Origin of the sequence: Streptomyces sp. LUP47B (genome assembly GCF_001746295.1) — a bacterium.
Taxonomy (GTDB): domain Bacteria; phylum Actinomycetota; class Actinomycetes; order Streptomycetales; family Streptomycetaceae; genus Streptomyces.
This window is the reverse complement of record NZ_MJAH01000007.1, coordinates 439,235-459,737: the sequence shown is the minus strand read 5'-3', so window position 1 is coordinate 459,737 and position 20,503 is coordinate 439,235. Positions and strand designations below refer to the sequence as shown.

The 20,503-nt window shown below is 71.8% G+C and carries 14 protein-coding genes; 10 read left to right on the top strand and 4 right to left on the bottom strand.

Annotated elements, in window-relative coordinates; translation table 11 throughout:
* The 10 genes from BFN33_RS24425 to BFN33_RS24380 form a co-directional block, all read left to right on the top strand.
* Nucleotides 1–393: IS5 family transposase (locus tag BFN33_RS24425; protein ID WP_107488000.1), on the top strand; the 393-nt coding region annotated here is incomplete at its 5' end.
* Nucleotides 394–426: 33 nt separating this feature from the next.
* The gene (locus BFN33_RS24420) at nt 427–1,263 is read left to right on the top strand and encodes a hypothetical protein (protein ID WP_256122857.1); all 837 of its coding nucleotides are present in this window, start codon (nt 427–429) and stop codon (nt 1,261–1,263) included.
* Nucleotides 1,264–1,313: 50 nt separating this feature from the next.
* A complete protein-coding gene (locus BFN33_RS24415) occupies nt 1,314–1,607 on the top strand; it encodes a hypothetical protein (RefSeq protein ID WP_069762243.1) in 294 nt (97 codons plus the stop codon).
* Between the two features lie 111 nt (nt 1,608–1,718).
* Nucleotides 1,719–2,159 (top strand): hypothetical protein, encoded by a 441-nt coding sequence (locus BFN33_RS24410; protein ID WP_069762242.1) that lies wholly within the window; start codon nt 1,719–1,721, stop codon nt 2,157–2,159.
* Nucleotides 2,156–3,331 (top strand): zinc-dependent alcohol dehydrogenase, encoded by a 1,176-nt coding sequence (locus tag BFN33_RS24405; RefSeq protein WP_069762241.1) that lies wholly within the window; start codon nt 2,156–2,158, stop codon nt 3,329–3,331. Before BFN33_RS24410 ends, BFN33_RS24405 begins: the two co-directional genes overlap by 4 nt.
* A gap of 171 nt (nt 3,332–3,502) precedes the next feature.
* A complete protein-coding gene (locus BFN33_RS24400) occupies nt 3,503–4,045 on the top strand; it encodes a DUF1360 domain-containing protein (protein ID WP_069762240.1) in 543 nt (180 codons plus the stop codon).
* Nucleotides 4,046–4,180: 135 nt separating this feature from the next.
* Nucleotides 4,181–5,350 (top strand): glutamate--cysteine ligase, encoded by a 1,170-nt coding sequence (locus tag BFN33_RS24395; RefSeq protein ID WP_069762295.1) that lies wholly within the window; start codon nt 4,181–4,183, stop codon nt 5,348–5,350.
* 175 nt (nt 5,351–5,525) lie between these two features.
* The gene (locus BFN33_RS24390; RefSeq protein WP_069762239.1) at nt 5,526–7,310 is read left to right on the top strand and encodes an N-acetylglutaminylglutamine amidotransferase; all 1,785 of its coding nucleotides are present in this window, start codon (nt 5,526–5,528) and stop codon (nt 7,308–7,310) included.
* A gap of 638 nt (nt 7,311–7,948) precedes the next feature.
* Complete coding sequence (locus BFN33_RS24385) at nt 7,949–9,952, top strand: prolyl oligopeptidase family serine peptidase (RefSeq protein WP_256122866.1); 2,004 nt, start codon at nt 7,949–7,951, stop codon at nt 9,950–9,952.
* Between the two features lie 125 nt (nt 9,953–10,077).
* Nucleotides 10,078–11,541 (top strand): aminotransferase class I/II-fold pyridoxal phosphate-dependent enzyme, encoded by a 1,464-nt coding sequence (locus tag BFN33_RS24380; protein ID WP_069762238.1) that lies wholly within the window; start codon nt 10,078–10,080, stop codon nt 11,539–11,541.
* On the opposite strand, the gene BFN33_RS24375 is transcribed toward BFN33_RS24380, so the two are convergent.
* The 4 genes from BFN33_RS24375 to BFN33_RS24360 all read right to left on the bottom strand — a co-directional run bounded on the left by BFN33_RS24375 (nt 11,510) and on the right by BFN33_RS24360 (nt 20,401).
* A complete protein-coding gene (locus BFN33_RS24375) occupies nt 11,510–13,225 on the bottom strand; it encodes a RecQ family ATP-dependent DNA helicase (protein WP_069762237.1) in 1,716 nt (571 codons plus the stop codon). The two genes, BFN33_RS24380 and BFN33_RS24375, sit on opposite strands and share 32 nt — an antisense overlap.
* Nucleotides 13,226–13,236: 11 nt before the next feature.
* Complete coding sequence (locus BFN33_RS24370; protein ID WP_069762236.1) at nt 13,237–13,545, bottom strand: hypothetical protein; 309 nt, start codon at nt 13,543–13,545, stop codon at nt 13,237–13,239.
* 111 nt (nt 13,546–13,656) lie between these two features.
* A complete protein-coding gene (locus BFN33_RS24365; protein ID WP_069762235.1) occupies nt 13,657–16,068 on the bottom strand; it encodes a SpoIIE family protein phosphatase in 2,412 nt (803 codons plus the stop codon).
* A 58-nt stretch (nt 16,069–16,126) separates the two neighbouring features.
* Nucleotides 16,127–20,401, bottom strand: coding sequence for a HAMP domain-containing protein (locus BFN33_RS24360; protein WP_069762234.1), 4,275 nt, complete (start codon nt 20,399–20,401; stop codon nt 16,127–16,129).
* Nucleotides 20,402–20,503: the final 102 nt, after the last annotated feature.

Below are 20,503 nucleotides of genomic sequence, written 5' to 3'. Positions count from 1 at the left end.
CAGGGCATCCCGCTCGCGGTGTCGCTGACCGGAGGAAACCGCAACGACGTCACACAGTTGCTGCCCCTGCTGGACAAGGTTCCGCCCGTGGCCGGCGCAGTCGGCCGGCCACGACGCCGACCCGACGCGCTCCTCGCGGACCGCGGCTACGACCACGACAAGTACCGGCGACTGCTTCGTGCCCGTGGGATCCGTCCGGTCATCGCCGAACGGGGCGAAGAACACGGCAGTGGCCTGGGCACCTTCCGTTATGTGGTCGAGCGCACGATCGCCTGGCTGCACGGATTCCGCCGTCTCCGGGTCCGCTGGGAGAGACGCGACGACATCCACGAAGCCTTCCTCGGCCTCGCCACCTGTCTGATCACCCACCGACACGTCCAACGCCTTTGTTAGGACCTCTTAGCCGCTCTGGGCGCCGGCGGAGCCGTGTCGCTCGCCCTGCTGACGGGATGCGGCGAAGACGCGGCAAGCGGGGCCGGCGGCGCGGACCGGTCCGCCTCACAGGGACAGCCCGAGCCCTCGCCGGCCCAGGTGGTCCAGGCGACCAACAAGAAGACCACGCAGGCGAAGACGGCCCGCATCAAACTGGCGACCACCGTCGCCGCGGGCGGCGACAGCGAGACGATCACCGGTTCCGGCGTGCTGGACCTGCAGGACGGCACGAGCCGTATGCGGCTGGGCCAGGGCGGGCAGCAGCTCGAACAGCGGATCGTGAACCAGGTTCTGTACCAGAAGCCCCCTGGGGCGAGCGGCCAACTGCCCGAGGGCAAGAGCTGGATGAAGGTGGACCTCAAGCGACTGAATCGCTCGCAGGGCACCGGTGGCCCCGCGATGAGCGACCCGGCGAATTCCTTCGCCTACACCAAGTCCCTGTCCGAGAAGGACGTGCGGAAGGTGGGCGACGAGACCGTGAACGGCGTGTCCACCACGCACTACCGGGTCGACCTCGACCTGTCGAAGCTGGCCGAGGGCGACTCGGCCCAGGAACGGAAGCTGCGCGCGCAGTTGGGTGACGACGTGCCCGTCGATCTCTGGATCGACGAGGACGGACTCACCCGCCGTCAGCAGATCCGGATGACCGTCAAGGACACCGCACAGACCGGCGGGACCGGCACATCCGCCCGCCAGGCCCAGGCGAAGGTCGTCATGGACTTCGGCGGCTTCGGCACCCAGGTCGACGTGACCGCGCCTCCGGCCGCCGACACCGTCGACATGACCGACCAGGTGTCCCGGCAGAGCGGAACGAGCTCGCAGACGAACTGACCCGCCGATCAGGCCGGCTGGTGGACGTCGATCGGGGTACACGGGGCGGCATGACACACACCGACGACACCACGGCGGCCGGGGCCGCAAGGCAACTGCGCCGCATCCGGGCCTTCTACGCGGCCGGCGTGGTCCTGTGGACGGCGTCGTCAGCCTGGACGATGGCGGATTCCCCCGGCAGCCGGCCCATGTGGACCTCCTTGCTGCTCCTGGCCGTGTTCACGGGCCTGCTGGCCATGGCCTGCCGGTGGCTGCGGCGCCTCGGGCCCACCGGCGCGGCCCGGCCCTCCCGCCACGTCGCACTCTCCGGGAGGGCCGGGCGCCACGCGATGTCCAAGCCCTGAGCACCTCGAACCGGGGGTACCCGCCCGCTCGGGCGCTCGTCACGGTGCCCGGCAGAAGTGTGAGCCGCGAGACTGAAAGGTGACTCCTATGTTCCCAGGAAGTCACTCTGGGTGACCGCTGCGGGACTCGCCGGAGCCGCCGTCGCCGTGCGGAGGGCGCGGACACCCCGGTCGGCGTCGAGCGGCGCGGACCGGTGGCTGGCGGTGACGGTCAACTGCGGACCCGAGGACTTACGGGCGGACAAGCTGCCGTCCCCGCTCCAGGAGTACGGGGAACGCATCGAGACGCGAATCAGCCCGGCACCTGCGGACCGCGGCACCGAGCTGGCCGTGCGGTTCAAGCAGCCGCCGTCGGACCTCGCGCGGTCCGTGCCCGCGCGGCTCGCCGGGCAGGACCCCCGCCAGGATCTGCGCCGTGCCCTGCGCGAGGCCAAGGCCCTGATGGAGGCGGGCGAGGTGCTCGTCCCCGACGAGCCGACCACCCACGACACCCCCGGCGGCAAGGTCGTCGGGCTGTTCAGCCGACGCGCAGGTGGGGAGGGCGTGCTGTGAAGGCGCTGTGCTGGGAAGGCGTGAACAAGCTCGCCGTGGAGACGGTGTCGGACCCGGTCCTGCGCAACGACCAGGACATGATCGTACGGCTGATCGCGGGCACCACCTGCGGTTCCGACCTCCATCTCATCGGCGGCTACATCCCGTTCATGCGGTCCGGGGACGTCATCGGACACGAGTTCCTCGGCGAGGTCGTCGAGGTCGGTGACGGGGTGCGCCGGCACGCCGTGGGCGACCGGGTCGTCGTCTCCTCCTTCGTCGGCTGCGGTCGCTGCTGGTACTGCACCCACGACCTGTGGTCGCTCTGCGACAACACCAACACCAACCCCGGGATCGGCCATGTCCTCTTCGGGGCCGACACCGCGGGCATCTTCGGCTACTCGCACGCCATGGGCGGCCTGCGCGGCAGCCACGCCGAGTACGTCCGCGTGCCCTTCGGCGACTACGGAGCCTTCAAGGTCCCGGAAGGGGTGGACGACACCAGCGCGCTGTTCGTGTCCGACTCGGTGCCGACCGGCTGGATGGGCGCCGACCTCGGCGGGGTCGGTCCGGGCGACGTCGTGGCCGTATGGGGCTGTGGCGCCGTCGGCCAGATGGCGGCACGGGCGGCGATGCTGCTCGGCGCGGAACAGGTGATCTCCATCGACCGGATCCCGGAACGTCTGGAGATGACGCGGCGCTACATCGGCAGCGAGGTCATCGACTACACGGCCACTGACGTCGGCGCGGAACTGCGCGAACGCACCGGAGGCCGCGGCCCCGACGTGTGCATCGAAGCGGTCGGCATGGAGGCGCACAGCGACAGCCCGGTTCACCTGTACGACCAGGTGAAGCAGCAGCTGCGGCTCCAGACGGACCGCCCCACCGCCGTACGGCAGGCCATCCACGCCTGTCGCAAGGGCGGCACGGTGTTCGTCCTGGGTGTCTTCGCCGGTGCCGTCGACAAGTTCCCGCTCGGCGCGGTCATCAACAAGGGACTGACCGTGCGGGGCGCCCAGCAGCACGGCCAGCGCTACATCCCGATGCTGCTGGAACGGATGGCGGCAGGGGAACTGAGCACCGCGCACCTGGCGACCCACACGCTGTCCCTGGACGAGGCGCCGCGGGCGTACGACATGTTCAAGCAGAAGTCGGACGGCTGTGTGCGCGCGGTCATCAGGCCGGGCGGCTGAGCGTCCTCGTTTGCAGCGCGTGCAGGGGGAGACCCGGCTGCCCATGAGCACGGACCGGTGATCGACGCCCCCGGTCGCAGACGCGCCTGGGGCACGCGCTGTCCATCCCACGTCGTCACCGAGGGCCGGCACCGGATCGGTACAGGAACGAATCAGGACGGGGATCCGCCCATGGCCACTCCTACGGACAACCGGCTCAGGCGACGGGCGCAGGCTTTCCTCCGGCGCACGGGCCGCGGCTACGCGGGCACGCACGACCGGCCCCTGCGCGGCTATCTCGCGGCCATGGCGGCGTTCGGCGCGTACACGGCGGGCTGGGCCGCGGCGGTACGGCTTCGCGGGCGCCCGCTGCCCGAGCGGCCGGAACCCCGGGACGTGCTGCTGACCTCGGTGGCCACGTTCCGGCTCAGCCGGCTGCTCAGCAAGGCATCGGTGACGAGCCCGCTGCGCGCCCCCTTCACGACCTACGTCGGTCCGCAGGGCCCCGCCGAACTGCACGAGGAGGCGCGGCCCGGGACCGGCAAGGACACCGTGGGCGAGCTGGTGACCTGTCCCTTCTGCGTGAGCGTCTGGGTGGCGTCGACCCTGACCGCCGGCCAGCTCCTGTGGCCTCGCGCGACGCGCACCGCGATGGGCGCGCTGGCCGCGCTGGCCGGGGCGGACGCGCTGCAGCTGGCGTACGGCGCGCTGGTCGGCAGGACCACCGACGGCTGATCCAGTACCCCGCTCATCTGTGGACGATCAGCTGCAAATGCGCATATCTACGCGTATCAGTCGATCTCCTGGGCACTTGGGGGTCACCATGAGACAGGTGGACCTTCGGCAACATCTCAAGGAGCGACTGTGATCATGCGCATCGGAGTCGAGGAGGAATTCCACATCCTGCAAGTGGAAAGCGGACTGCTGGTGCCGCGTGCCGACGCGGTCCTGTGCCGGCTTCCCCGGCGCACCTTCACCAAGGAACTGCACCAATCCACCGTGGAGTCGAACAGCGGGGTGCACGCGACCCTGGCCGGCCTGTACGCCGACCTCACCAGAACCAGACGGCGGCTCGACGCGGCCGCCTCCTCGCTGGGGCTCGCGGTCGTGGCCGCGGGCACGGCACCGCTTGCCCCGGCCGCCTCCGGACCTCCCAGCGCCGGCGCGCGCTATCGCCACATGGTCGAGGAGTACCGCCAGGTGGCCGACGAACAGCTCATCTGCGGCGCCCAGGTCCACGTGGACATACCCGACCGCGACACGGCCGTAGGGGTGATGTGCGCGGTCTCTCCCTGGCTGCCCGTGCTGCTGGCGCTGTCCGCCAGCTCGCCGTTCTGGCAGGGAGCCGACACCGGCTACGCCAGCTGGCGCACGCTGCTGTGGCAGCGCTGGCCCACGTCGGGTCCCGTCGGCTGCTTCCGCAGCGCGGCCGACTACGACGCCGCGGTGGGCGACCTCGTCCGGAGCGGGGTCATCAGCGACCCGGGGATGATCTACTACGACGTTCGCCCCTCCGCGCACCTGCGGACGCTGGAGCTGCGTATCTGCGACGCCTGCCCGCGGGCCGAGACCGTCGTGCTCGTGGCCGGCCTGTTCCGTGCCCTGGTGACCGAGGCCATCGAGCTGCCGGAGTCCGGCGCCGCGGTGTGCGACGGCCGCCATGAATGGCTGCGCGGCGCGTCCTGGCGGGCTGCCCGGTCCGGCCTGGAAGGTGCGCTGGTGGATCCGAGGACCCACCGGGAGGCGCCCGCCGCCGACGTCGTACGCGGGCTGCTGGCCCGGTTGCGTCCCGTGCTGGAGGCCAACGGCGACTGGCAGACCGTCAACGATCTGACCGAGGCGGCCCTGGCGGACGGCAGCGCCGCCGAGCGTATGCGCCGCACGGCACGGGAAGAGGACCTGCTGGCCTGCACGGACCTGCTGATCGCGGAAACCCGCGGCGAGCGCCGACAACGCAGGCCGGCCTCCGTCACCCGCAAGGTCGCGCGCTTCGCCGCGGGTGCGGCTGGCTCCGGGGCACCGGAGGTCCTGGGCAGCTGACCCGGACGCACGCGATGCGTCCCCCTGCCCTGCCCGTCCGCCCTTCACCCGATACAACCCGAGGAGAGGTTTCGTTCATGTCCAGCAATACCGCCCGGGTCGCGACCGGCAGGCGCGGCCCGGGCTTCCTGTCCGGGCTCGTGTCCGACGGCTCCTGGGAAGGGGGCGGAGCGTCATGTGCGGTCTGAGCGGCGAGATCCGCTTCGACGGCAGGCGACCCGACCTCGCGGCCGTCGAGCGCATGACCGACCGGCTCGCCTCCCGCGGGCCCGACGGCCGAGGCACCTGGACACAGGGCGCGGTGGCGCTGGGGCACCGACGACTGAAGATCATCGACCTGTCCGACCTCGGCGCCCAGCCGATGACCGACGCCGACGGCGAGGTCACCGGCGTCTTCAACGGCTGCGTCTACAACTACCGGGAGCTGCGCGAAGAGCTAGGGCGCCTCGGGCACCGCTTCGAGTCGACGTCCGACACGGAAGTCGTGCTCCACGCCTACCGGCAGTGGGGAACCGCCTGCGTGGAGCGCTTCCACGGCATGTTCGCCTTCGCGCTCGTCGAGCACCGCACCGGCCGTGTCGTGCTCGGCCGTGACCGGCTGGGGATCAAACCGCTGTATCTGGCGCCGACGCCGGACCGGCTGCGGTTCGCCTCCTCCCTGCCAGCCCTCCTGGCCGCCGGAGACGTGGACACCTCCATCGATCCGGTGGCCGTCCACCAGTACCTGAGCTGGCACGCCACGGTCGCGCCGCCGCGCACCGTCCTCAACGGCGTGCGCAAACTGCCGCCGGCCACGGTACGGGTGGTCGAACCGGACGGCAGCCACCGCGACCACCGCTACTGGCAGCCGTCCTACACGCGCCGCGCCGAGTACGCGGGCATGGCGCCCGACGAATGGCGTGACGCGGTGCTGGAGGCGCTGCGTACGGCCGTACGGCGCCGGATGGTCTCCGACGTGCCGGTCGGCGTCCTGCTCTCCGGCGGCCTGGACTCCAGCCTCATCGTCGCGCTGCTCGCCGAGGAGGGGCAGCGAAATCTGAAGACGTTCAGTGTGGGATTCGAGGCCGAAGGCGGGGAGAAGGGCGACGAGTTCTGCTACTCGGACCTGGTCGCCCGGGAGTTCGACACGGACCACCGTCGGATGACGGTGCCCTCGGAGCGGGTCTCGGCCGGCCTGGACGACGCCGTCGCCGCGATGAGCGAGCCGATGACCAGCCACGACGTGGTCGCCTTCCACCTGCTGTCGGAGCTGGTCTCCAAGGAGGTGAAGGTCGTACAGAGCGGGCAGGGCGCCGACGAGGTGTTCGCCGGTTACCACTGGTACCCGGAGCTGGCCGCGGTCGCGCGCGAGGAGGAGCCGCAGAGGTACGCCGAGACGTACTTCGACCGTGCGCACGCCGACCTGGCGCGGACCCTCGAGCCGCACATGCTGCCCCCGGACGACGTGTCGGGCCGCTTCGTCAGGGAACACATGGCACGTCCCGGCGCGCAGACCGCCCTGGACGCGGCGCTGCGACTGGACACCCACGTCATGCTCGTCGACGACCCGGTGAAGCGGGTCGACAACATGACCATGGCCTGGGGACTGGAGGCCCGCGTGCCCTTCCTCGACCACGAGCTGGTGGAGCTGGCCGCGGCCTGTCCGCCGGAGCTCAAACTCGCCGACGGCGGCAAGGGAGTACTGAAGGCGGCAGGACGCAAGCTCCTGCCGCGGGAGATCGTCGACCGGCCCAAGGGCTACTTCCCCGTCCCGGCCATCCGCCACATGGCCGGCCCCGTCCTGGACCGGGTGCGCGAGACCCTCTCGGCACCCGAGGCGAAGAAACGGGGGATCTTCCAGGAGTCGTACGTGGCCGAACTCCTGGCGGCACCCGACGAACACCGGACCAAACGCGGCGCCAACGCCCTGTGGCAGGTGGCACTGCTGGAGACATGGCTGCAGACGCACGGAATCACGTGACCGGCCCCCACGACACCCGGCCCCCGCACGAGGAGCCGCCCGCACCGGCACAAGGGCCACCTGCTCGCGGTGCGGAGCCGGGGCCGTTGCAGGGGCCTGCCGGTGTTGCGATGCCCGGGTTGGCGCAGGGGCCGCTTGCCGGTGGTGCGGAGCCGGGGTCGGTGCAGGGGCCTGCCGGTGTTGCGCTGCCCGGGTTGGCGTTGGGGTCGGCCCGTGGCGTGGCGCCCGCATCGGCGCAGGGGCCGCCTGCTCGCGGTGCGGAGCCGGGGTCGGTGCAGGAGCCTGCCGGTGTTGCGATGCCTCGATCGGCGGCGGGGCCTGCCCGTGGCGCTGCGCCTGCATCGGCGCAGGGGCCGCCTGCCCGTGGGGCGGAACCCGCGTCGGCACAGGAGATCGCCCGCGCCGCAGGCGGCCCCGCACCGGGGCACGGGCCCGCCGGCGCCACGGCGCCTCCACCGGCGCAGGAGTACCCCCGTGCTGTGGACCCCGCCCCGGCGCAGGTGCACCCCCATGCCGTGGACCCCGCCCGGGCGCAGGTGCACCCCCATGCCGTGGACCCCGCCCCGGCGCAGGAGCACCCCCATGCCGAGGGTCCCGCCCCGGCGCCAGGGCCCGCCTCCGCCGCGGCCCCCGCCTCGATGCCGTTGCCCGAGGCAGAAGGGCCGCGGGATGCCGTGACCCGGCTGTACGCGCACGGGTGTTGGTATCCATCCGCCGCTCCCGACGGCACCGAGGTGGCCTTCATCTGTGACCGGGGCGGAGTTCCCCAGCTGTGGGCCGGGCCCGTGGACGGGGAGGGGATCCGGCTGCTCGACTCCTCCCCGGATCCCGTCAAGGAGGTGGCCTGGTCACCCGACGGCCGCTGGATCGCGTACACCACCGCACCGGGCGGCGGAGAGCACTCACGGGTGCTGTGCGTGCGCCCCGACGGCACCGGCCGTCGCCTGCTGGCCGGTGCCGACCCCGACAGTTCGGCCTACCTCGGCTGCTGGGCCCACGACGGCTCGGCCGTCGCCGTCACCCTCGCCGCACCACCCACCGCCCGCGCCCAGGACGACGGGCTGTGGCGCTCGACGGACGCCGTCCCGGCCCACTGGACGGCCCGGGACGGCCGGGCGACCCTCCTCGGCACCACCGCGTACGCCGTGGGGCCGGGCGGGACACCGGCGACCCGGCCGGGCGGAGGACTGTCCGCCTACCTGATCGATCCCGACGGCCTGGCCTCGCCCGTGCTGCTCGCCACGGAACCGGACGCCCCCACTCTCCGGGTGTGCGACCTCAGCCACGACGGTCGGCTCGCGCTGCTGCGCCGGGGTCCGCGCGGGCGGCGGGAGGCGGTCGTCCGGCGCACCTCGGACGCGGCGACCACCTTCACCCTGCGGGTCGCCGACGGAGACCCGTGGATCGGCCGGTTCTCGCCCGACGGGCGGACGCTGTGGCTGCGCAGCGACGCCGACCGGGAGTACGCGGCCCTGTTCGCCGTCGCTCTCGGCGCCGACGGCACGCCGCACGGCAGGACGGTCGTGGCGGAACGCGAGGACAACGACCTCGAACTGCTGGCGATGGCGCACGACGGCCGGACGGCCGTGCTGGCCTGGAACGTGCGGGGCGCCAACGAACTCGACGTCGTCGAGACCTCCCCGGGGCACGGGGCCACGGACGCTACCGGACCGGCGCGGCCGGTACCGCTGCCCCACGAGGTCGTCACGCGGGTCGCGGCCGCCGGGACGGGGCGGCTGCTGCTTGCGCTGTCCGGTTCACAGCGCCGTCCCGGCGTGTGGTGGGCCCACGAAGGCGTGTCCCTGCTGCGCACCCCCTGGTCCTCCCGGGACAAGGACGCCGTCCCGCCGGGCCGCCCGCCGGTACGCCCTGTCCTCTCGCGCCTCACCGCCAGGGACGGCCTGCCCCTCAGCGGCTGGTACTACCGCGCTCCGGGACGTGCCCCGAACGAGCCGGCGCCCTGCGTGATCCACCTGCACGGCGGCCCCGAGGACCAGGAACGCCCGGTGTTCGACCCGCTGTACCACGAGCTGCTCGGGCGTGGTCTGGACGTGTTCGCCCCCGACGTCCGCGGCTCCGGCGGACACGGCCGGTCCTTCGTCGACGCCGACCTGGGCACCGGCCGCTTCGCCGCGCTCGACGACGTCGCGGACTGCGCGGCCCACGCGGTCACGGCGGGCCCCGCCGATCCGACCCGGCTGGCGGTGATGGGGCGCTCGTACGGCGGCTACCTGACCTTCGCCTCCCTCGTATGGCACCCGGACCTCTTCCGCACCGGCGTCGCCGTCTGCGGCATGTCCGACCTGCTGACCTTCTTCGCCGGCACCGAGCCCTGGATCGCGGAGTCGGCGGCGCACAAGTACGGCCACCCGGAGCGTGACCGCGAGCTGCTGCACGCCCTGTCACCGATGAGCCGTGTCGACGCGCTGCGGGCCCCGCTGCTCGCCGTCCACGGCGAGCACGACACCAACGTGCCGCCGGGGGAGTCGGAACAGTTCGTGCGGGCCGCCCGGGAGCGCGGTGTCCCCGCCGAGCTCCTCGTCCTGCGTGACGAGGGGCACGACTTCCTGCGCGCGGACAACCGGCGCCTGTTCCGCCGGGCCGCCGCGGACTGGATGGAGCGGCACCTGCACCCCTTCTGAGCCGCTGGAGTCCGGACGTCTGTGCCGAGCGTTTCGACCGGCGCATGCGGTCAACACGGTGTTCAGACCGAGTGGGCCCCACGGCTTCGGCGACTGAACGGGGCGGGACGGACTTGGGAGGAACCATGGATCACTCGCGGGTGCCCGTACTGGAGGCGCTGGAGGAGTTCCGGCGTCGCGGAGACATGGTCTTCGGTCCGCCCGGTCACAAGCAGGGCCGCGGCGTGGACCCGCGGGTGGCGGAGATCGTCGGGCTCGACGTGTTCCGCTCGGACGTCCTGTCCCTCAACGGGCTGGACGACCGCCGGCAGTCCCAGGGCGTGCTCAGCCAGGCACAGGAACTGATGGCGGACGCGGTCGGCGCCGACCAGGCGTTCTTCTCCACGTGCGGCAGCTCCCTGTCCGTCAAGACGGCGATGCTGGCCGTGGCGGGTCCCGGGGAGAAGTTGCTGCTGTCGCGCAACGCGCACAAGTCCGTGATCTCGGGCGTCGTCGTCAACGGCGTCGAACCGATCTGGGTCCACCCCAAGTTCGATCGTGACCGGCACATCGCCCATCCACCGGAGCCCGACGACGTACGCCGCCGGCTCGAGGAGCACCCGGACGCCAAGGGCATGCTGCTGATCACCCCGACCGACTGGGGGACCTGCGCCGACATCCAGGGTGTGGCGCGGGTGTGCCACGAGTTCGACATACCCCTTATCGTCGATGAGGCCTGGGGCGCCCACCTGCCGTTCCATCCCGATCTGCCGGCCTGGGGCATGGACGCCGAGGCGGACCTGGTGGTCACCAGCGTCCACAAGATGGGCGGGGCGATCGAACAGAGCTCCGTCTTCCACCTCCAGTACGACCGGGTCTCGCCGGAAGCGCTCAAACAGCGGGAGGACCTGCTCGGCACCACCAGTGCCTCGTCCCTGGTCTACCTGACTCTGGACGGCTGGCGCCGCCAGATGGTCGAGCACGGCCACGACCTCCTGGACGCCGCGCTGCACCGCGCGGAACGGATCCGGCTGGCGGCCGGGGACCTGCCGGGACTGCGGCCCATGGGCCAGGAGATCGTGGAGGAGGGGCTCGCCGCAGACTTCGACCCCCTGAAGCTCGTGGTCGACGTACGCGAGCTCGGGATCAGCGGTATGCAGGCCGCCGAGTGGCTCCGGTCCGAGTGTCATGTGGACGTCGGCGGCTCCGACACCTGCCGGATCAGCGCGTCGATCACGCACGCCGACGACGACGAGACGGAGAAGGCGCTGCTGGACGCCCTCAGCGCCCTCACCGAGGGCGCCGAGTCCATCGAACGCAGGCCGTCGGTCCGTCTGCCCGAGCCCTCGGCCCTGGAACTGGAGCAGGCGATGCTGCCGCGCGACGCGTTCTTCGCCGAGGTCGACCACGTCCCGGCCGACCGTGCCGCCGGCCGCATCGCCGCGGAGATGATCAGTCCGTATCCTCCGGGTGTGCCGGCGATCGCTCCCGGTGAGGTCATCACCGACGAGGTCCTCGACTATCTGCGCAGCGGCGTCGAGCACGGCGTCCTCATCCCGGACGCCGCCGACCCCTCGGTCAAGACGTTGCGGGTCGTGGCGCGGCACTGAGCGGGTCTGCGGTGAGGAGGCCCCTGCCGGCGACCGCCGGCAGGGACAGCGTGCGGTATCCCATGGACTCGAACAGTACGGTGATCCGGTCGCCCTCCTCACTCATCACCGTTCCCTCTCCCCACTCCGTGTGCCGCACCCGCGTACCCGCCGGGTAGGAGTCGGCCGACGGAGGCGAGGAGGGCTCGTCGCTCGAGTCCCCCGCTCCCTCGACGACGGTGTCCCCGGACGAGGGGGACGCGCACACGTCGCAGGCCTCACACGGGGCGTCGTACGACTCACCGAAGTAACCGAGCAGGAAGCGACGTCGGCAGCCGGTGGTCTCGGCGTACCCCAGCATCATGGCCAGCCTCGACTGCTCCAGCCTGCTGCGTGAGCGGGCCCCTTCCGCGGCACGGGCGGTCGCGTCCTCGGCCGTCGTCCCGGGAACGGCGCGCACCCGCCCGTCGTCCTCGGTGTGCACGGCGCCCGCCTGTTCCAGGAGATTGACCGCCGCCGTCACGCGTCTGCGCGAGAGGTCCGTCTCCTTCCGGATGTCGTCCGGCTCGGTGGGAGTGTCACGCTCGTGGATGCGCTCCGCGACCGCGCCCAGGGTTTCCTCGTCAGGCGCGCGCGTCGCGAACAGGCGCTGCAGGCCGCTGTCCTGCGGCCGGTAGTGGAGGACGGCCAGCGCGGGCCCGCCGTCGCGTCCCGCACGGCCGATCTCCTGGTAGTAGGCGTCGAGCGAGCCGGGTACGGACGCGTGCAGCACGAACCGTACGTCCTCCTTGTCGATGCCCATGCCGAAGGCGGAGGTGGCGACCACGACGTCGGTCTCACCGGCCAGGAAGGCATCGTGCACCCGGGAGCGCTCACGGGCTGTCAGCCCGGCATGGTAGGCGGCGGCCGACAGGCCCAGCGCGGCCAGGTCGTCCGCGTACGCCTCGGCGTCCCGGCGGGTGGCGGTGTAGACGATGCCCGGCTTGGGTTCCGCCGCGGCGCGCTCCACGACCTCCCGACGCTTGTCCGTGTCGTCCTGGAAGCGGCGCACCTCCAACGCGATGTTCGGCCGGTCGAAGCCGGCCACCACCAGCGCCGGATCCTCCATGCCGAGCCGCTCCACGATCTCCTCGCGTACCGGTGGGGCGGCCGTGGCGGTGAGGGCGAGGACCGTGGGCCTGCCCATGCGCCGGGCCGCCTGGGCCAGACGGAGGTAGTCGGGACGGAAGTCGTGGCCCCAGGCGGCGACGCACTGGGCCTCGTCGACGACGAACAGCGACGGCGCGGCCCGGGCCAGGCGCTCGACCACCTCGTCCTTGGCGAGCTGCTCGGGGGAGAGGAACAGGAACTCCGCATCACCGTGCCGGACCGCGTCCCAGGCGGCCTCCACCTCGCCGGCCGCCTGCGCGGAGTTGACGGCGACGGCGTCCGGGGCGTCGTCGTGACGGAGCAGGCCGGCGATCTGATCCCGCTGGAGGGCGATGAGCGGGGAGACCACCACCGTGGGCCCGGGCAGCAGCAGCCCGGGCACCTGGTACACGGCCGACTTCCCGGCGCCGGTGGGCATGACGGCCAGCGTGTCCCGGCCCTGCATGACCGCTTCCATCGCGGTCAGCTGTCCCGGCCGAAGTTCGCTCCAGCCGAACACCTCGTCGGCGGTCCGCGTCAACCGGTCCGAGACGCCGGAACCCCTCTTGTCGGCCATGCCGGCCCCCTTCACGGTCTGGGATTGGTGCGGTGCCACCTCGGGCGGGCGTCGCCCCCACGACGTCCCGCCACGGAGGCGCAGCGCGGGCACAGGCGCCGCACCCGGTCGGCCGCGCCCCCCGACTCCGGGATCGTGTCGGACCAGGTGATGTGCGGGAACCGGGTCAGCTGGGAGCGGCTGAGAGAAAGACCGCAGACCGTCTGGTTCGTGCCCGGCTCCCAGGCGTGGACCTCCCCGGCGGGCAGCCGGCGGCGGCCCTCCTCCTCGTCCGTCCACCGACCGGACGCGGCGACGGCGTACTCCCTGACTCGTGGCATGACCTCTCCCCGATCGTTCGGGGCAACGCGTTCCCCGTCTGCCCGGACACAAGCCCCCGGCTCACCGAGAGCCCGGGACGCCGACACGGGCGTACGGGGGCGGACCGTGCCTCAGGCCACGCGGATTCCCACGATGCAGGTGTCGTCGTCCGTGTCGGACCTGCTGTGGGTGAGCAGACGATCCAACTGCTGGTCCAGCGTGGGCGGGACCGCCCGCGCCACCGTCAGGAACTGCGCCAGGGACTCCTCCACGGACCGGTCCCGGCGTTCGATCAGACCGTCCGTGTACATCAGCAGCGTGTCGTCGACGGCGAGCTGGACCTCGTGCTCCTCATACGTGGCCTCCGGCACGGCACCCAGCAGCAGCCCCTTGACCAGCGGCAGCGGTGCCGCGTCCGAGCCGCGTACGAGGACCGGCGGCAGATGCCCGGCCCGCGCCCAGCGCAGCGTGTTGTTCTCGGGGTCGTACAGGCCGCAGACCGCGGTGGCGGTGACGGCGCCGGTGAGATGGTGGGCCACCATGTTGAGCCACGACAGCAGCTGGCCGGGCCCGGCGCCGGTCACGGCGAGCCCACGCAGCGCGTTGCGCAGCACGACCATGCTGGTGGCCGCCTCGATGCCGTGCCCGGCGACGTCGCCCACGCACAGCAGCACCAGCCGCGACGGCAGCACGACCGCGTCGTACCAGTCACCGCCGACCAGATGCTGGGTCTCCGCGGGCCGGTAACGCACCGCCACGTCCAGCCCGGGAACCTCCAGCGGCGCCCGCGTCGGAGGCATGATGGCGTGCTGCAACTGCAGGGTCAGCCGGTCGCGTTCGCTGGCCTGCTGCTCGCTGTGGGCGAGCTGGTCCCGGGTGGCGGCGAGCGCGACCTCGGTCCAGTGGTGGGCGGAGATGTCCTGGTAGGCGCCGCGCACGACATACAGCTGACCCGCGGAGTCGAGGACAGGCTCCGCCACGACCCGGATGTGGCGGGTGACCCCGTCGGGGCGCTGCAGACGGAACGCGGTGGACGCGGGACGGCGCTGGTGGAGCAGGGTGCGCAGAAACCGGCCGATGGCGACGGCGTCGTCGGGGTGGGCGTGGGCGGCCAGGTCCTCCAGCCGTACGGCGGGGTCGGAGGGGGGCCTGCCGTAGAGGTGGTAGAGCTGACCGTTCCAGGTGATCTCGCCCGTCAGCAGGTTCTCCTCGAAACCGCCGATGCGGCCCAGGCGCTGGGCGTGCTGGAGCAGGCTCGCCAGGCGGGCCGTCTCGTCCTCGATGCGCCAGATGAGCAGGACGCTGCCGCCGTGCCGGCTGATGTTGATGTCGGCGACGGCCGCGAGCGGGACGTCGTCCACCAGGGCGGTCAGCCGCATGCGGTGGGCGCGGAAGGGCTCGCCGGTGGCGTACACGCGCTCCATCCGTTCGAACAGCTCGCTGTGGCCGGCGGCCATCGGGTACGCCTCCAGCAGCAGCGCGCCGCTCACGGCGCCCCGCGGCCGGCCGGCCGGGTCGAGGAAGCGGCTGTTGACGTGATGGATGCGGAAGTCGACGAGGTGCCCGTCGGAGTCCAGGTGCGGCACCAGCACCAGCGCCGGGTCGTGGAGGCCGTCGGCCAGGTCCATCAGCTCGGAGACGTCCGGCAGGACAGTCGGGAGCGGGGCGCCGTCGGGATGGTGGAGCCCGTATGTCTCCAGGGTGTGCGCGCACAGCTCGGCCAGCGCCTCGACCTGACGGACGATCGGCGGGGGAGGGGGCTCCAGCGGCGCCGCCCAGGCGATCTCCAGTACGCCCTGGATGCGCCCGCCGGTCTCCGCCGGTACGGCGACCCGGCCGCCGTCGGAGTGGTGGTGCTGGCCGATGGAAGGCAGCCCGGTCTCGGACAGACTGCGGATCCACTGCCCCGTGCGTTCGGCGAGCCCGCGGCGCGCCACGGTCGTCACGCCCGGCGGCACATGCCGCCAGCGTCCGGCCTCGGCCGTGGAGAACCCGGCGCTGCCCGCCAGCGCGAGGGACCCGTCGGCCCCCAGGGCCCAGATGGCCACCGCCTCCGCGCCCAGCGGGGTCAGGGCGTGTTCCAGCAGGGAGTCGGCGACAGCCTGGGTGTCCTGGGCGGCGAGCGCACCACTCTCGGCGGTCCGCAGCCGTACGGCGGAGGAGTGCGCCTCGGGCGGGTCGGCGGTGGCGGCGAGGAAGGCGCTGGTCACCTCCGACACGTGATCGCGCGAGGCCTGGTTGATCACCTCGACCGCGAACTCCAACGGCGTCACGCCCGCCTGTGCCGTGAGCTCGGCGAGCTGCCGCGAGGCCTGCGCCGGACCACACCCCAGCCGCTCGACCAGAATGCCCTTGGCCAGTTCGATCAGGGCCCGCCCATCCGCCTCGGCCTGCGCCGCCCGCACCTCTCGGCGCAGCCGCTCGACGGTCGCCGCCAGCCTGCCGACGGGAGAGGGCTGCCCGTCACCGTCGTTGCCGTCGACGGCGGGCTGATCGACCACGGGGGCACTCTGGGGCTCGGGCGGCTGACGGAGATCGCTCACGGTGGGCCTGTTCCTCGGCTGGGACGTCACGCGGTCGGCTGTTGGTCTCGGCGTCGTCTCACGCGGGCAGCCACCGTCGGACCCGGGCGATGAGGTCGCCGGTGTCGACGGGTTTGGTGACGTAGTCGTTGGCACCCGACGCGAGGCTCTTCTCCTGGTCGCCGGGCATGGCCTTCGCGGTGACCGCGATGATCGGCAGCTGGGCGTACTGCGGCATCGAGCGGATCTCCGTGGTGGCGGCGTAACCGTCCATCTCCGGCATCATCACGTCCATCAGGACCAGCGAGATGTCCGGGTGGGCGAGCAGCATCTCGATGCCCTTGCGGCCGTTGTCCGCGTGCAGGACCTGGAAGCCGTGCAGTTCCAGCACTCCGCTGAGCGCGAAGAGGTTGCGCGCGTCGTCGTCGACCACGAGGACCGTCCGGCCGAGGAAGGAGTCGTCCACCGCCTGTGCGGCGGGGCGCTGCGGCTCCTCGGGACGCACCAGCGACAGCACGTCTCCGGGCTGCTCGGCGGACAGGTGCAGGGTGATGCGCTCGCGCAGTTCGTCCAGGCTGGCCAGGAAGTCCAGCGGCCGGTCGCCCGCCAGGGCCCGCAGCCCCTGCTCCTGGCCGAGGTTCACGCGGTGTCCGGTGTGGATCAGGACCGGCACGCTGGCCAGCGCCGAGTCACCGCGCAGAGCCTCCAGGAAGGCGGCACCCTCGTCGTGCCGCATGCCGAGTTCGAGGACGACGCAGTGGCAGGGGTCGGCCGCCAGCGTGCTCGCCGCCTCCTGCGCCCCCACCGCCGTGATGATGTCGATCCCCCCGTGCGGATCGTCGGAGTCGTACGCGAGGTCCGCGACGGCCCGCTCGGCGACGAGCGTGAGCAGACCGCGCGGGCGCTCCTCGATGACCAGCAGACGGCGCCTGCGCTGCTCGGGGGAAGGGGCGGCAGCGGGGAGCTGCCGGGGCTCGGCCGTCTCCTCGGAGACCAAGGTGTCGTACGGCTGTTCCGCCGGACGTCCGCCTTTCTCCATCAGTTCCTCGAAGTCGGCGCGCGCGACGGGCAGGTACAGAGTGAAGGTGCTGCCCTGGCCGGGGACGCTGTCGACGGTGACCGCGCCGCCCAGCAGGTGGGCGATCTCCCGGGTGATGGACAGACCGAGCCCTGTGCCGCCGTACTTGCGACTGGTCGTCCCGTCGGCCTGTTGGAACGCCCCGAAGATCGTCTCCAGCTGCTGCTGCGGGATGCCGATACCGGTGTCCTTGACCCGGAAGGCCACGATCGGGCCGCCCCGGTGCACGCCCGGCGGCACCTCTCGGTCGGCGGCGGGCTCGATCCGCAGCTCCACACCGCCCTGTTCGGTGAACTTCACCGCGTTCGACAGCAGGTTGCGCAGGATCTGGCGCAGCCGGGAGTCGTCGGTGAGCAGATCGGCCGGGGTGCCGGGCGCGGTGGCCACCGTGAACTCGAGGCTCTTCTGCGACGTCATCGGGCGGAACGTCGCCTCGACGTACTCCAGGAGCTGGCGCAGCGGGACCCGCTCGGGGGCGACGTCCATCTTGCCCGCCTCGACCTTGGACAGGTCGAGGATGTCGTTGATCAGCTGGAGCAGGTCGGAGCCCGCCGAGTGGATGATGCCCGCGTACTCGACCTGCTTCGGGGTGAGGTTGCGCGAGGGGTTCTGCGCCAGCAACTGGGCCAGGATCAGCAGGCTGTTGAGCGGGGTGCGCAGCTCGTGGCTCATGTTGGCCAGGAACTCCGACTTGTACTTGGAGGCCAGCGACAACTGCTGCGCGCGGGTCTCCAGTTCCTGCCGGGCCTGCTCGATCTGGAGGTTCTTGGCCTCGATGTCGCGGTTCTGCGAGGCGAGCAGGGAGGCCTTCTCCTCCAGCTCGGCGTTGGAGCGCTGGAGTTCGTCCTGCTGGACCTGCAACTCCTCGGAGCGGGCCTGGAGTTCGGCGGTCAGCCGCTGGGACTCGTCCAGCAGCTCGTCGGTGCGGACGTTGGCGACGATGGTGTTGAGGTTGACGCCGATGGTCGGCATCAGCTGCGCCAGGAAGTCCTGGTGGATCTGGGTGAAGCGGGTGACGGACGCCAGCTCGATCACGCCGAGGACCTGCTCCTCGACCACGATGGGCAGCACTACCAGAGCGGTGGGCTCGGCGTGCCCGAGGCCCGAGGAGATGGTGACGTACCCGGCGGGCAGCTCGTCCACGGTGACGGTACGGAGGTTGCGCGCGGCCTGTCCGACCAGCGAGCGCCCCACCGGGATACGGGTGGGCCGTTCGTCGTCGTCCGGATAGCCGTACGAGCCCACCAGCCGCAGCTCGGGCCCGCGCACGGTGTCCTCGGCCAGGTAGAAGGCGCCGTACTGGGCCGAGACCAACGGCGTGAGCTCGTCCATGATCAGCTCGGCGACCACCGGCAGATCGCGGTGGCCCTGCATCAGGCTGGAGATCCGGGTCAGGTTGGTCTTGAGCCAGTCCTGCTCCTGGTTGGCCCGGGTGGTCTCGCGCAGGGACTCCACCATGGAGTTGATGTTGTCCTTGAGGTCGGCGACCTCGCCGGAGGCCTCCACGGTGATCGAGCGGGTCAGGTCGCCCTCGGCGACTGCGCTGGTGACCTCGGCGATCGCGCGGACCTGCCGGGTGAGGTTGCCGGCCAGTTCGTTGACGTTCTCCGTCAGGCGCTTCCAGGTGCCCTCGACACCCTCCACCTCGGCCTGTCCGCCGAGCCGGCCCTCGCTGCCGACCTCGCGGGCGACACGGGTGACCTCGGCGGCGAACGACGACAGCTGGTCGACCATCGTGTTGATGGTGGTCTTCAGCTCCAGGATCTCGCCCCGGGCGTCGACGTCGATCTTCTTCGACAGATCGCCGTTGGCCACCGCCGTCGTCACCAGCGCGATGTTGCGCACCTGCCCGGTGAGGTTGTTGGCCATCGAGTTGACGTTGTCCGTGAGGTCCTTCCAGGTGCCGGCCACGTTCGGCACGTGCGCCTGACCGCCCAGGCGGCCCTCGGTGCCGACCTCGCGGGCCACGCGGGTGACCTCGTCGGCGAACGCGGAGAGCGTGTCGACCATGGTGTTGATGACGTCCGCCAGAGCGGCGACCTCACCCTTGGCCTCCACCGTGATCTTCTGGGAGAGATCGCCGCGTGCGACGGCGGTGGCCACCTGGGCGATCGAACGGACCTGCCCGGTCAGGTTCGAGGCCATCACGTTGACGTTGTCCGTCAGGTCCTTCCAGGTCCCCGACACGCCCCGCACGATTGCCTGTCCGCCGAGGTTGCCCTCGGTGCCGACCTCCCGGGCCACGCGGGTGACCTCGTCGGCGAAGGCGGAGAGCTGGTCGACCATCGTGTTGATGGTGTTCTTGAGTTCGAGGATCTCGCCGCGGGCGTCGACGGTGATCTTCTGGGAGAGGTCGCCCTGTGCCACCGCCGTGGCCACCTGGGCGACGTTGCGGACCTGCGCGGTGAGGTTGCCGCCCATGAAGTTCACGGAGTCGGTGAGATCGCGCCAGGTGCCCTTGACGCCCTTGACGTCGGCCTGACCGCCCAGCCGGCCCTCGGTGCCGACCTCCCGGGCGACGCGGGTGACCTCGTCGGCGAAGGCGGAGAGCTGGTCGACCATCGTGTTGATGGTGTTCTTGAGTTCGAGGATCTCGCCGCGGGCGTCGACGGTGATCTTCTGGGAGAGGTCGCCCTGTGCCACCGCCGTCGTCACCTGGGCGACGTTGCGGACCTGGGAGGTGAGGTTTCCGGCCATGAAGTTGACCGAGTCGGTCAGGTCCCGCCACACGCCGCCCACTCCGGGCACCTGGGCCTGTCCGCCGAGGCGTCCCTCGCTGCCGACCTCTCGGGCGACGCGGGTGACCTCGTCGGCGAAGGCGGAGAGCTGGTCGACCATCGTGTTGACGGTCTCCTTCAGCTGAAGGATCTCCCCGCGCGCGGGCACGTCGATCTTCTGCGAGAGGTCACCCTTGGCCACCGCCGTCGCCACCTGGGCGATGTCACGGACCTGAGTGGTCAGATTGCCCGCCATCGCGTTGACGGAGTCGGTCAGATCCGCCCAGGTGCCGGAGACCCCCGGCACCTCGGCCTGCCCGCCCAGCGTGCCCTCGGTGCCCACCTCGCGGGCCACCCGCGTGACTTCCGACGTGAACACGGACAGCTGGTCGACCATGCCGTTGAAGACCGTGGCGATGTCGCCCAGAAGGCCCTGTCCGTCGGACGGCAACCGGGTGCCGAAGTCGCCGTCGCGCACGGCGGTCAGCCCGGCCAGCAACTGCCGTAGCTCCTGCTCGCCCGGAGCCTTCTCCCGGTCCTGAGTCGACGTGCTGCTCATGCCCACCCTCGTTCCGCTCCCCAAGAGCCCCCGCACGAGGACTCGGAACCGTGCCGGGCTCGTCAAGGGCCCGCTCACCAGCGACAATTCTGCACCCCACAG

Bases quoted from the DNA above. Each gene is read 5' to 3' on its own strand.
- BFN33_RS24380 (WP_069762238.1), top strand. From the start codon at position 10,078: ATGGATCACTCGCGGGTGCCCGTACTGGAGGCGCTGGAGGAGTTCCGG.
- BFN33_RS24360 (WP_069762234.1), bottom strand. From the start codon at position 20,401: ATGAGCAGCACGTCGACTCAGGACCGGGAGAAGGCTCCGGGCGAGCAG.
- BFN33_RS24415 (WP_069762243.1), top strand. From the start codon at position 1,314: ATGACACACACCGACGACACCACGGCGGCCGGGGCCGCAAGGCAACTG.
- BFN33_RS24375 (WP_069762237.1), bottom strand. From the start codon at position 13,225: ATGGCCGACAAGAGGGGTTCCGGCGTCTCGGACCGGTTGACGCGGACC.
- BFN33_RS24385 (WP_256122866.1), top strand. From the start codon at position 7,949: ATGCCGTTGCCCGAGGCAGAAGGGCCGCGGGATGCCGTGACCCGGCTG.
- BFN33_RS24390 (WP_069762239.1), top strand. From the start codon at position 5,526: ATGTGCGGTCTGAGCGGCGAGATCCGCTTCGACGGCAGGCGACCCGAC.
- BFN33_RS24370 (WP_069762236.1), bottom strand. From the start codon at position 13,545: ATGCCACGAGTCAGGGAGTACGCCGTCGCCGCGTCCGGTCGGTGGACG.
- BFN33_RS24395 (WP_069762295.1), top strand. From the start codon at position 4,181: ATGCGCATCGGAGTCGAGGAGGAATTCCACATCCTGCAAGTGGAAAGC.
- BFN33_RS24400 (WP_069762240.1), top strand. From the start codon at position 3,503: ATGGCCACTCCTACGGACAACCGGCTCAGGCGACGGGCGCAGGCTTTC.